Source organism: Nostoc sp. 106C (assembly GCF_002154725.1).
GTDB lineage: Bacteria > Cyanobacteriota > Cyanobacteriia > Cyanobacteriales > Nostocaceae > Aulosira.
The window spans coordinates 30,284-43,373 of sequence record NZ_MTAW01000131.1 but is presented as its reverse complement, the minus strand read 5'-3'; the positions used below and the strand labels follow the sequence as shown (position 1 = coordinate 43,373).

Annotated in this window: 11 protein-coding genes and 2 pseudogenes; 3 read left to right on the top strand and 10 right to left on the bottom strand. The window is 41.8% G+C overall.

The features are described from left to right. Nucleotides 1–34 precede the first annotated feature (34 nt). Together BV375_RS20365 and holB are read left to right on the top strand one after the other, a co-directional pair. Nucleotides 35–691: a SnoaL-like polyketide cyclase gene (locus tag BV375_RS20365; protein ID WP_086763657.1), complete on the top strand. Its 657-nt coding sequence runs from the start codon at nt 35–37 to the stop codon at nt 689–691. 121 nt (nt 692–812) lie between these two features. Continuing rightward, nucleotides 813–1,775 carry a DNA polymerase III subunit delta' gene (gene holB / locus BV375_RS20360; RefSeq protein WP_086763655.1) on the top strand — a complete coding sequence of 321 codons (963 nt, stop codon included), beginning with the start codon at nt 813–815 and terminating at the stop codon, nt 1,773–1,775. Nucleotides 1,776–1,790: 15 nt separating this feature from the next. Here the strand turns inward: holB and BV375_RS20355 are convergent, their stop codons facing one another. From BV375_RS20355 to BV375_RS20345, 3 genes are all read right to left on the bottom strand, one after another. Continuing rightward, nucleotides 1,791–2,483 carry a sugar transferase gene (locus tag BV375_RS20355; protein WP_086763653.1) on the bottom strand — a complete coding sequence of 231 codons (693 nt, stop codon included), beginning with the start codon at nt 2,481–2,483 and terminating at the stop codon, nt 1,791–1,793. A gap of 98 nt (nt 2,484–2,581) precedes the next feature. Next, nucleotides 2,582–2,926 (bottom strand): STAS domain-containing protein, encoded by a 345-nt coding sequence (locus BV375_RS20350; protein WP_086763651.1) that lies wholly within the window; start codon nt 2,924–2,926, stop codon nt 2,582–2,584. 84 nt (nt 2,927–3,010) lie between these two features. After that, nucleotides 3,011–3,769 (bottom strand): WecB/TagA/CpsF family glycosyltransferase, encoded by a 759-nt coding sequence (locus tag BV375_RS20345; RefSeq protein WP_243713996.1) that lies wholly within the window; start codon nt 3,767–3,769, stop codon nt 3,011–3,013. Nucleotides 3,770–4,406: 637 nt separating this feature from the next. Between BV375_RS20345 and BV375_RS20340 the strand changes: the two genes are divergently transcribed. Beyond that, nucleotides 4,407–4,706, top strand: a complete 300-nt coding sequence (locus BV375_RS20340) for a hypothetical protein (protein ID WP_243713995.1) — start codon at nt 4,407–4,409, stop codon at nt 4,704–4,706. On the opposite strand, the gene BV375_RS20335 is transcribed toward BV375_RS20340, so the two are convergent. The 7 genes and pseudogenes from BV375_RS20335 to BV375_RS20305 form a co-directional block, all read right to left on the bottom strand. Next, complete coding sequence (locus BV375_RS20335) at nt 4,703–5,380, bottom strand: response regulator transcription factor (protein WP_086763649.1); 678 nt, start codon at nt 5,378–5,380, stop codon at nt 4,703–4,705. The two genes, BV375_RS20340 and BV375_RS20335, sit on opposite strands and share 4 nt — an antisense overlap. Continuing rightward, on the bottom strand, nt 5,331–6,794 hold the full coding sequence (locus BV375_RS20330; protein ID WP_243713994.1) for an ATP-binding protein: 1,464 nt from the start codon (nt 6,792–6,794) through the stop codon (nt 5,331–5,333). The genes BV375_RS20335 and BV375_RS20330 overlap by 50 nt, the downstream gene beginning before the upstream one ends. 935 nt (nt 6,795–7,729) lie before the next feature. Further along, complete coding sequence (locus tag BV375_RS20325; protein ID WP_086763645.1) at nt 7,730–9,850, bottom strand: sialidase family protein; 2,121 nt, start codon at nt 9,848–9,850, stop codon at nt 7,730–7,732. An 89-nt stretch (nt 9,851–9,939) separates the two neighbouring features. Continuing rightward, on the bottom strand, nt 9,940–11,172 hold the full coding sequence (locus BV375_RS38780; RefSeq protein ID WP_086763643.1) for a GAF domain-containing sensor histidine kinase: 1,233 nt from the start codon (nt 11,170–11,172) through the stop codon (nt 9,940–9,942). Between the two features lie 205 nt (nt 11,173–11,377). Continuing rightward, nucleotides 11,378–11,569 (bottom strand): annotated as a pseudogene (locus tag BV375_RS20315) (mannose-6-phosphate isomerase); the annotation flags it as partial. A 1-nt stretch (nt 11,570) separates the two neighbouring features. Continuing rightward, a pseudogene (locus tag BV375_RS20310) lies at nt 11,571–11,975 on the bottom strand (UDP-glucose 6-dehydrogenase); the annotation flags it as partial. 95 nt (nt 11,976–12,070) lie between these two features. After that, nucleotides 12,071–13,090, bottom strand: a complete 1,020-nt coding sequence (locus BV375_RS20305; RefSeq protein ID WP_086763641.1) for a glycosyltransferase family 2 protein — start codon at nt 13,088–13,090, stop codon at nt 12,071–12,073.

Genomic DNA, 13,090 nt, shown 5'->3' with positions numbered 1-13,090 from the left:
AATAAAATTTCGGAAATTTTTTGGATTTACAATTATGAGTTCAGAACAAGCTACAAACCAGCCTCTTTGGATACAGGACAGAGATACTGTGATTGCGAATGATGCTAATGTTGAGTGGCGATATCAAACACGTCCTGATTACTCCCGTACCAATCAATTTCTGCAAAAACAGAGCCAATACAATCACCTTGAAGGTTCTTTAGAAGCGATCGTCCAAAACCTTGTGAGAACCTTTGAGATGGAAGCATCTTTTAAAAGCAATCCCCAGCAGTGGATCTCGATTGTGACGGAAAAGTTTCGGATGATGACAAATGCTGGACCAGCTTACACTGCTGAGGATATAGCAGATGCAGGAACATACAATTTATTTCTTGGTGACACAGAACAATATAAATCCTCAGAAGAAGACTTTGAATCATCAGCACAAATCTTCCATAAAGCATTTCCCAACGGATTTTTATGGGAGCTAGTTGAAGTTTTAGCAGGCCCGCCAAACGTAACATTCAAGTTGCGTCATTGGGGAACCTTTAGCGGCCCATACAAAGAACACGCACCTACAGGCGAGACTGTAGAAATAGTTGGCATCAGTATTGCACGCGTCAACGATGACTTGAAAATTTTATCCTTAGAACATTTTTTTGATACCAGTTCCTTTTTGAATAAACTGGCAACAGGTTGTCCTTTCCACTGAAGAACTGCACACTTGCTAGAAAAATAATTTAGCTGCAATAGTCAATAGTAAAAGCGCTTGGGATTAAGTTTTGAGCGCTTTCTCTATGTCGCTACTATGTTACTCAATCTAAAATGGAATAATGACTAATGACCCATTTACACCAGTTCTAGGACAACAGCAAGCTATAGAATTACTCACTCAGGCTGTCAGACAAAAGCGAGTTGCTCCAGCCTATTTATTTGTAGGTCCAGATGGTGTGGGACGGAGTTTAGCAGCACGGTGTTTTGTAGAGTTGCTATTTTCTAGTGATATGGAGGCAAGAATAATTGCGTCTTTACAAAGCCGCTTACGTCAAGGCAATCATCCAGATGTATTGTGGCTAGAGCCAACTTACCAATACCAAGGGCAACTACTAACAGCAGCAGAAGCAGCCGAGAAAGGAGTGAAGCGCAAAGCACCCCCAGTAATTAGGCTAGAGCAAATTCGGCAAATTACCGAATTTCTTGGACGACCGCCTTTGGAAGCACAGAAAAATGTCGTAGTGCTAGAACAAGCAGAAACAATGGCAGAAGCAGCAGCCAATGCTTTGTTGAAGACTTTGGAAGAACCAGGACAGGCAACATTAATTTTAATTGCACCTTCACCTGATTTGGTGTTGCCAACTTTAGTATCACGCTGTCAACGCATTCCTTTTTATCGCTTAGATACAGCATCTTTAGCTCAAGTATTAACTCAAACTGGGCATCAGGAGATTTTACAAAATCAGGCATTATTGAATATAGCAGCTGGTAGCCCAGGGAGTGCGATCGCATCTTACCAACAACTACAGGCTATCCCTCCTGAGCTACTCCAAGACGTCACCAAAGCGCCTGCTTCCTATCGTCACGCTTTAGAATTAGCTAAGAAGATTGATCAAGATTTAGATACAGAAGCACAACTATGGTTAGTTGATTATCTCCAGCAATCTTATTGGCACCAATGGTATCGAGCAGGAATCATCCAACAGCTAGAACAAGCTCGTAAATCTCTACTCTGTTACGCCCAGCCACGCTTGGTTTGGGAATGCACCCTGTTATCTCTGTATCAACAATGCAATATGTAAGATTAATATTCTGATCTAGAAAGCACCACTTTTCTTTAAAACAACCTTTAGAGTTTTGAGGATCAATTTTATATCGTAAGCAATAGACCACTTACGTTGATATCTAATATCCATAGAAACAATATCTTCAAAATCTTTAATGCTAGAGCGACCATTAGCCTGCCATTCCCCAGTAATACCCGGTTTGACATTCAACCTTTGCCAATGGTGATTTGAGTAATGCATCACTTCATCAATAGTGGGAGGACGAGTACCTACTAGGCTCATGTCCCCCAACAGTACGTTCCAAAACTGAGGAAGTTCGTCCAAACTGGTGCAGCGAAGAAACCTGCCTACACGGGTAATCCGAGGATCATTCTCGTTTTTGAAGATATGATTACCTTTGGCTTCGTTATTAACCAGATGCTTGAGTCGCTCAGCTCCAACCACCATAGAGCGGAATTTCCAAATCCGAAAAGAGCGTCCGTTTAGACCACAGCGAATTTGACTGTAAAAGATAGGGCCAGGGTTATCTAATTGAATAGCTATAGCAAGTGGAATCGTAATCAGCCCTATTATTCCTAGCCCTACAACAGCACCCAAAATGTCAATCATCCGCTTTGTTTTGCTAGTAACAGAAGGATGCACTGGAAGCTCAGCAAAATGAGCAGTGTAGGCATCATCTAGAAATCGTATGGGAATGGGGTGAGAAGTAGAGGGCTTAGACATGGTAATCACTGTTTCCGTGAGTCAGCTGAGAAAGTCGGTAATTTCAGGAAATTGCTCAGATTTTATAGAATTGCCAAGTCGGCAGAGCAAGCAAATGGCTAAGAGGGTAGTACTTGGTTAATATCGGTCAGGACGGCGTTGTAATTCTCAAAAATTTCAAATACTGAATCCATCTGAGTCAATTCAAAGATGATTCGGATAGGTGCTTGGAGATTGCAAATTACCAAACGGCAGCCTCTAGAACGTGCAGTGGAAAGACCAGTTACTAAAGTGGTTAACCCTGAACTATCCATAAAATCAACTTGAGCTAGATCAATTACCCAGAGATGGTTAGCTTGAGGCTCTAAAGTAGCCAGTTGCTCTCTTAATACCTTACTATGCTGCAAGTCTAAACGTCCTTGCGGTTGAAGCACAATCAATTGATATTCTTGTGTGAGAGCCATAAATCTTGTTATTGATTCCGGTGTTAAATCTCTATTGCAGGATTGAGAAAATGTTGGCGGGTCTTGGCTGTAAGTTTTGCGTTTTTATGTTGTTTGTTCGTCTTGACGTAGGGAAAAGGCGTAGGCCATAACCAAACTCAAAAAGACAAAGTTGCCTATGATATAGCGTCTCCATAGTCGGTTAGGCTCCATTGCTAGCCGCCACAGCCACTCCATACCAGCAGCACGTATCAACTGTGGGGCACGAGGTACACGTTTCGCAACAAAATCGAATAGACCACCCACACCCATACAAGTGATACCAGGTAGTTGGTTAGCGTATTTATCAATCCAAATTTCTTGCGTTGGTACGCCCATTGCTACTAATAGCAGATGTGGTTTGGCGACCCGAATGTTTTCTAATACCTTCTGGATTTGTGCTGGAGAAAAATATCCGTGCTGAGTTCCTGCAATTGTTAAGCCTGGACATGCTTTAGCCAGGTTAGCTGCCGCTTCTTCGGCTACGCCTGGCTTAGCACCAAGCAGATAGACTGATAGTCCTTTTACTGCTCCATCCTTACATAGAGCTGGAACTAGGTCAGTGCCATTGAGGTTGTGCACCAACGGTGTACCTAGCAAGGCACTACCCCAGCGAACACCACTTCCGTCCGCTAACACCAAATCACCCTGCTCTAATGCCTCCGCTAGTGCTGGGTTATTGGCGGCAGTTACCATAGTGTGCGCGTTGGCATAATACACGCAACCGCCTTCCCGCTTCAGTAACCGCCCCAGTAAGACATCGATTGTCTCAGACAAGGACATACGATCAAAATGGGTGTTGAGAAAACTAACTCGGTCTGCCATATGAAGCTCCTCATTTCAAATCAAGAAATACTGGAATGCAAAGCATAGGCAGTTTATATACTGCCTCTTGCTTAGGTAATATCAAGCTCGTTCAATTGTTTGGATGAAAGCGATACTTGACAACAGGTTCAAATGTTTATCTATTGAGGCTTTCAGCATAGTTGCAGTACATGCTTATGCGTAACCTTAATCAAAGACTTGGTCTTGTCTGAGACTTGATTTGTAAGTCTTGTTATAGTTTCTACTTAAGTAGTGATCGCAAATACTACCTGATGACTATTTCTGATGGCTACTTAAAGTCTGACGTCTACAGCATCCTAGTGTGAAAACAAAATTGTCCACCTAGCTATCCACTTGGCTGTATCGTACAAAGACACTAAAGCGTCATACTAGTTTTATTGAACCAATAACGCCAAAATTGCTAAGTCAAATTTTGGTTCAAAGTCTTAGCTATAATCCGGGTTACACGACTAGATAATTATTATTCTAGAAATGCAGCATCTAGGCTATTACTCTGGTTTATTCATTTAGAGTTAATCAAGAAGAAAAGACTTTACTCATCTTATTTCTCTCGATCGCTATGTCTCTTGTATCAGCCCTATATGTGCAACATCCTCTTATTAAGCCTATAGTTGCTATGGAAAGGCCTCGAATTATGGTCATTGGTAGTGATGTCACTACTGTACAAAGCGTTAGCAGCTACTGTCTGAAAAAGAATTTAGAGGTTTTTCCCTACTATGGTCTTCCCACAGTTGAAGAGATGACTCTATTCGCCCCCCATGCTTTGGTACTATGTATACCCATACCTGATGACTTCCAGTCCCAGATACTTCAACCTTGTATTTTTTGGTCAGAACAACCTATTGAGAAGAAATTACCATTAGTTTCTACCTCTACAGAACTGTATATTTATCTAGAGAAAGTCCTGGCAGCTTAAATTAACCCTTCACGGACAGCCAGAGCTGCCGCTTGGACCCGATCGTCAACGCTGAGTTTGTTCAGTAGCATACGCACATAGGACTTAATGGTTCCAAGAGAGAGGTAGAGCTGATTGGCAATCTCTTGGTTTGAATGTCCTTTGGCAATAAGTTTGAGGATTTCTAGCTCACGAGGACTAAGAAGTGGTTGTTGGAGTGGCTCAGGTTCAGGAACCTCTGGGGTTAAGAGGGTCGGTTTAAACATCCGGGAGACCTTTTGAGCTATTTGAGGATCTAGATAAGCACCACCTTGGAGGATTAATTGAATAACAGCGATAAGTTGTTCCCATTCAATAGTCTTAAGGCAGTAACCATCGGCACCAGCAGCTAGCATCCCCATCACTTGAGTATCGCTGTCAAATGCACTTACAGCAAGAATACGAATGGTAGGGCGATCGCTTTTTATCCGCTGCGTAGCTGTGATCCCATCCATAACTGGCATATCAATATCCATCAAAATAACATCAGGCTGGAGTTGAGCCGCCAATTCGATAGCCTGTGCACCATTACACGCCTCTCCAACTACACTAAAGCCAGGTTGTAGGGTGAATTGGCCTTTCATCCCTCGACGGATCAAAGCATGGTCATCTACCAGCAAAATCTTCACAGTATTCTGTTCTACACTCTCGGACATCTGTACTTCTCCTCAATTTGCTTTCATCCTGAAATCTAGCCTCATCTGTGTGAACTGGCAGAGTAAACCAGAAGGTACTACCTTCTCCAAGGGAACTCTCAACGCCAATGCTACCTCCATGAGCCTCGACGATTTGACGGCACAAATAAAGACCAAGCCCAGATTTCCCACGGCGAGTTCGTCCCTGAATAAAGCGGTGGAAGAGTCGTTCTTTCTCCTCTGGCGCAATTCCTAAACCCCGATCGCGCACACAAACTTGTACTTGGGACTCCCCGAGGGTTGCTACCTCTAGAACAATTTCCTTGTTAGCCTCACTCACCCGGACTGCATTTTCTAGGAGATTTTGTAAAACTCGTCGAATCTCTAACTCATCACCATAAATGGTCGGTAGTGATTGAGAAATTCTATAGATGAGAGCTAACTCAGACTTTAAAGTAGCTTTTATCTGAGTAATTACTTTCACAAAAATCTCTTCCCAATTAAGAGGCTCGTAGTTGAGTTGAATCCCACAACCAGCTTCATAACGGGAAACATCTACTAAGGCTTCCACAAGCTTGAGAAGATCAGTATTAGCCTGGTGGTAATCTTCAAACACTTCCCTCCAGGTATCATTTACGGGGCCAAAAGCTTCTCTGAGCATGGCATCCAAAGTATTGCGGGTGGCAAGCAGAGGTGAGCGTAGGTCGTGAGAGAGGGCGCAGATCAGATCTTCAAGATGCTGGTTGCGCTCTTTAATACTTGTTTGACGCTGATGAATTTCATTTGTCATTGCATCTAGAACTTCTGCTAATTCACCGACTTCGTCAGGAGAGGAATAGCCAATTTGCACCTCCATCTCTCCTTTCCGCCACAGTTTGCTCACTTCTGCCAATTTGTGCAAAGGAACTTTGGCGCGGCGATGCAAAACCTGGATGTTAAAACTTGCTAATAGCAAGATTGCTACTGAGCTAAAGAAATTTATAAAAATGTTTATCTGGTATAGATTGAATAAAAAATTCTTACGATCGCTCAAAAGTTTTTCTTCGTACACAATCAAGTTATCAATCTGAGTTCGCAAAGCATCGAATAAAACTATTTCCTCCCCGCTATGGCTCCTGGGAGAATTAGCAACCTTTTCTTGGCTGAACTCACTTTGCCACTGCTTATAGAGATATTTGATTCTATCAAGTTGCTTGAGTTGGCTAGGGTTATCCTTGAGTAGCTTGTATAGGCTGTTTAAGCTGTCGTTGAAAACGAATTGCTCTTGCTGGTAACCCTCTAGTGTGCTTCTTTCCTTATCTATTACAGCGTTGAGTAGATGCTGTCCTTCTCTTTCTACTACTAAAGTATGAGTAACCCTTTGACATGCTTTGTGATTAAGATAGACTAGCCAAAGGTTTAAACCATGTTGACCAAATATCAGTAAAACTAACATGAACAAGCTAGTATAAACAGGTCTAAATAAATGACTTTTGCGAGTCAATGGACTTATTGAACGTAGTAAATTAGTCGCCAACACTATTTAGAAAATCCGTAAGTTTATTACAGGTAATACGTAAGAGTTAACTGATATATTTGCTATACCCTGAAGCTTCTGCCAGTCCTAGATTTTGGTAGTACTTATTTAAGGTGTAGCTATGCCATATATTACATGCTCTCCTCTACATTTGTAGACACTCTAGTAGAAACTTCATCCTTATCATAATTATTACATTAACTATATCTATTAAAAAATATTTGTATCAATGAATACTTTAAAATTAACAGTACTTATTTTATTTTTTATCTGTCTTAGGAATTATGCCTTTTGTTAATTTAATAAATTTTATGATACAATTTCCGAGTTTATTTTATGATTTTACATACGTAAATGTACCATAAAATTTAACAATTTTATTTATGAAAATAGGAATTGACAGAAAATAGCAGATATGGTGTAGTATTTCAGGAATATAGCTTGATTTTTGACACTTACTAAGCAGGCACTAATCATTCAAAAGATGATTGAGAAAATACTGAAAAATCCCTTTTAGGTAGTAGATTCAATATTTATTGAATACTGGGATGCTTAAAGTAATTGCAATCAGCCCAGCTATCAGCAGTTTATTTCTAATACTAAGTTAAGTATCTGCTTTCAAAGTACTAAACTTCATCATCATAATGTATTTCATTACGAGCAATTAATCGAAGAAAGTACCATATTACGGAATAATTTTATCGATATTATCTTTAGTGGGCAATATAGTAAAGTTGATATATTGAGCAATATATTTTTTTTATTTACTTAAAATGCATACTTTATTACTTTTGTCAATTAATAAAAATAACTATTATAAAAAATTGATTACTTGGTTGCTATAGTTGATAAGGTTAGGGTATTCCATAGTAAATTCCCCTACCGCTAGTACCAATAAAGACTAGACCGAATTGCTGCCTGCTAGCTTCCATGACATTAGGGTGATCACCTATGAGTTTGTGCGTTTCCCCGATGTTTGACCATGTTTTTCCATCATCTAAAGAACGAAAGATTCCGTCACCTAGCCCAGTGACTTTACCATACAGATAAAGCGCTGGAAATATGCTTCCGTTTTGCGGCTTACCAAACGCAAATAAATAAGCTCTCTCTACTCCAACAATCTTTGTAAACTTTGCACCGCCATCTGTTGAACGATAAAGTCCATGCCAGTTGACGCTGACCCAGACTTTACCACTGCTCCCCGGAACCGTTTTGAGCATGGACCAGTCTTCGCTGGGAAGTGATGAGTTTACAACGCTGAAGGATGCTCCTCCGTTGGTGCTGCGATAAACTTTGCCTCTACTGTAGTAGTAAAAGATATTACTGCTGACTGTATCTGCTGCCAAGGGTTGACCCCAATACCACGGTCCCAAGGGACCATTGGGCAATCCTGATACTTTACTCCAAGAAACTCCGCCGTTAGTTGTGCGTATAGGCTGTTTCTCACTGGCGATCGCCACAAATAGATTTGGATTAGTTGCCGAGATAGCTACGCGCAGGGGTATTGTATTCTCGGGAAATGATGAAAACTTCTTCCAAGTACGTCCGCCGTCTGTAGAAGTTGCTCCCGTATAGGTATTGTTCCATCGATTACCACCGACGCGTACTATGCGTAAGGGATCGCTTTCACTGTATACAATGCTGTAGGTGTCTTGAAATCTGGGGCTGCTACTGCCACCAAACTGTGCACCCGGATAAGCATCTAGTCCATTTTTATGATTAAACCCGTCTACATCAGCCACGCCACTCAACAATAGAGCACCTCTTGGAGGTGAGGCTAAGGCAAAGCTAACCACTTCCTCATGTCCTTTTTCATAGTTAGACCAGACAGACTTTTGTCCATTAATATTATTTGTCTGCCATGTTCCAAACCAGTCTGTTAACCAGACTTTGCCAGGAATTTGTGGGTCAAATTCAATCGCTGAGGTCGCCGAGCCAAAATACCACTCAGTCCACCAAGGCACTTGCGGGTTCAACGAATGCCTTTTCTGTTCCCATGTATCTCCACCATTCACAGATTGAAATACTTTGCAATCATTTTTTGTTTGCTGGTCATGAGCAACTAAAACACGATTAGGGTTATTTGGATCTACAGAAATGGCATTGAATCCTGTTTGAGCATTAGTTGGGGAGATCCGGCTCCAGACTGAGTTCGCATATTTGCTCACACCCAATGCGTGCGTTACATACAGGACTGAGTTACTAGCGAGAGCCATGCGATTAACTTGTGATGGACTTCCTGCTATTTTGCGCCAGGTAACACCCATGTCAGTGGATTGATATATCCCATCACCGTAGGCATTAGCGTAGATCAGACCAGGCACTCTTTTGTTAAACAAGATGCCTGCAATACCAATATCTACTTTAGGCTTTCCTGGGAAAGAGCTAACTTTGACCCATGTTTTCCCAGCATCCGCAGACTTCCATAACCCATTCAACCGCGAACCGAAGAAGATGACATTGGAATTTAACGGATTAACGACTAGTCTCTCTCCCACCCATCGCTTATTCTCGTTACCGCCCATTGGCAAGTCTAGATTCAGCTTGCTCCAAGTTTTCCCTTGATCGGTGGACTTAAAGATTGTCCCCAATCCAGACCAACTAGCAGTATATTTACCAGCCGCAATATAGACAATGTTGGGGTTGTTTGGATCAAGTGCTAGCGCTTCTCCGCCATAGTAGTTGCTCTGTTCCAGCCCAAACTGGTCAGTTAGTGGAATCCATTTTTTATCTCTTGAATTCCACCGATAAAAGCCACCTATATCAGTTCTGATATAGACGAGATCCTGCTGTAGCGGATGCAGATAAACACTTGTGACATAGCCCCCTCCCCCTATAGCTACATTACTCCAGTGATACGCCGATGTATTGCTGCAACTAGGCTTCAGGGGTGCAAGTGCTATGACAGTAGCCAGCGCAATCGTACTAATGCAGCTTGCTTTGACTAACACAGCGCAGAAATTGCGATCGCTCATATCGATTGCCTAGAGTTTTTAGTATAAAAGGTAATTTTAGATAAATAAATCTTCGCAAAGCTGATGCGAGCTCAACTTGTAATCAATGACTATATCTCGTGTCGATTCTGAAGCCTAGACTGTGGGGCAACAGGCAAGGTAAACCAAAAAGTGTTACCCTCACCAAGAATACTTTCAACGTTGATCCTCCCTCCATGAGCCTCTACAATCAGGCGGCATAAGTAGAGATTAAGTTCAGATAAATCACTGCGACCTCGTTGTTGACTAAAGCGATGAAAGAGCCTTTCTTTGTATTGGGGAGCAATCCCTGGTCCATTGTCGCGCACTGATACCTTGACTTCGGTATCTCCCAGCGCTACCACCGCCAAGCTAACTGACTGATCTGGCTTGGTGACTCGTAAAGCATTCTCAAGTAAGTTCTGTACTACCCGTTGAATTTCTAACTCATTACCGTAGACAGTTGGTAGTGAAGGAGAAATTTGATGTTTAATTATTTGCTTTTGCTGCCAATTGGCGTTGCTGCGGATAATGGCTTCGGCAAAGATATTTTTCCAGTTAAGGATCTCGTAGTTCAGATTCTTCAAAACTGGAGTTTGATGCCGAGAAATATCTAATAGCGCCTCGACAAGCTTCAAGACATCTTCGTTAGCCTGACGACAATCCTCAAGTCCTTCTCTGCAACTATCACTCAGGGTGCCAAAAGCCCCACCTAGCATAGCGCGCAGAGTACCACGAGTTGCTAGCAAGGGAGTACGCATATCGTGGGAAAGCGCAGAAATTAAATCTTCAGTCCGTTGGCGTTCTGCGGTGGTTATAAGTTCCAGCTTGTCTAAATTACTTCTGAGCTCGAATTGGGACATAACTTGACGACTTAAGATCCGCAATGAATTTTGCTGTTCTGGACTGAGATCTCGTGGGATACGATCAATTACACAAAGTGTTCCCAGCACATATCCGTCGGATGTAACCAATGGAGCACCAGCATAAAATCGAATATAAGGGTCGGAGGTTACCAGTGGATTATTGGCGAATCGCTGATCAAGTAATGTATCCCGAACAATCAAAATGTCATGGGGCTGCAAAATAGCATGGGCACAAAACGCCACATCCCGTGGTGTTGACTCAACATCTAATCCGACTTTCGATTTGAACCACTGACGGCAGTCATCAATCAAGCTAATTAAAGCTATAGGAGTGTTACAAATTTGTGCTGCTAAAAGGGTGAGGTCATCGAAAGCAGCTTCGCAGACAGTATCTAGAATCCGATATTGCCGAAGAACTTCCAGCCTCGCTATTTCATTTTCAGCCAGTAGAGATTTCATTGAGCTCGCTTACTATTAATAGCGTGCAGACACACATTGTTAAGTCTCCACTCTAAATTGGAACGGTGAAAATGTCAGCCATGAATTCTAATTCATACATAAATTTCAGCCTTTAGATAGAGTAAATTCACTTATCTATTCGCATTACTAATTAACTTTGGCAGCATCTGCTAATCAAATCTATAGTGCCTTTGCACTTCAACTGTTAATTTTGGATACGAGCATAGTCATCTTGAAAGCGGATGATGTCATCTTCTCCTAAATATTCGCCATTTTGGACTTCAATCAAGACTAAGGAAATTACGCCAGGATTCTCCAAACGATGAGTTGTACACTGGGGTACATAAGTAGACTGATTATTGCTCAGCAACAGTTCTCGATCGCCACAAGTTACCTTAAAACGCATTAGCAGCATACTTGATCATCTCCGCTGAACTAATGTCAGTCACAACTACAGGTACAGGTGGTAAAGATGAATCTGCGGCAAACTTGCGCTCTACAATTGGGGCATACAATTGTTCCATCATCGCGATCGCTTTGGGATTATTGCTACCCAGTACAATCCGATCTGGGTTAAACGTGTCATACACCGCCGAGCCTTCATGCAAGAACTCGGGATTGCTGACTATATCAAACTTTGGCAGCTTATCTAAAAAGGTCTCGCTACTACTGGTACCACCAGCTGTCACCAGAACTTTTTGACGTTCTGCAATTCCGTCCATGACAATCATGCGTACCCAATCACCTGAGCCAATCGGTACCGTAGATTTATTCACGATCACCTTATACCCTCCGTTCAGGTGATGCTAGTTAATTACAGCTATTTCCAACAGTGTCTGCACACAGGTATATGTAAAAGCGAAATGTTTAGGTAGTAGCAATCATATTTGAGTTAGCTCTATGACTGCTCCTGTACAATACGGCGTTTTTGAGTTGTACCTGTACTTTTTAAAGCAACAGCCTCAATTTGTCGATAAAGGGACTGGGGTAGTAGCCAAAGGAAATAGGCAGCAGCTAAGCTGATAAGAGTACGGCGCGGTTCCTCTAACAGGATACGCCAGTTCGTCGCCATAGCTCGATTAATCAGTTTTACAGCCATTGAACTATCTTGTTGACGTACAGCCCTGCGAGCTAAATACCGCAGTTGGTAGGCTCTAGCTAATGTTTCCCATTGAGTAATTATTTCTGGAGCGTAGGAGCGTGTCTTTTCAATCACTTTTTCCCAAGAATCTAACTGTTTGAGCATATTTGCAGAAAGCCCGCCTGTATTAACTCGGTATAAGGTTAGAGCTTCAGGAATGCCTTCTATTTGCCAATCAGTCTTAATAGAAATGCGAATCCAACATTCGATGTCTTCCGATTGGCGGAAGTGCTCGTCAAAATAAAAATCCTCTACATTACCGTGAAGATTACCTTGGAATTTAATAGCTTCAAAAACTTCTCTGCGAATTACCGCCGCTGAGCCATTACCAATTGGATTCCGGCAAAGTACGTGAGGTAGCGTAATGTCTTTAAGCTTAGGAATTTGATAGAGTCCTAAAGGTTGTCCCTCATCATTAATAAAAGTAGAGCAACTGAAGCTAACCCCTACCTTTGGTGAACTGTCTAGATGAATAACATGTTTTTCTAGCTTTTCTGGTAACCAAAGGTCATCTGCATCTAAAAAAGCTAGATACTCACCTTGAGCATGGCGAATACCAGTATTTCTAGCTCCAGCTAGTCCTCGATTTGCTTGATGAATAATTTTAATTCTGGAATCTATGAATTGCTTACAAATATCTATACTTTTATCAGGAGAAGCATCATCAATAATCAGAATCTCAAAATTTTTATAGGTCTGTCTAAGAACTGATTGAACTGTAGCAGCTAGATATTTTTCGGCTTTATAAACGGGGATAACTACAGAAACTTTCTTCAT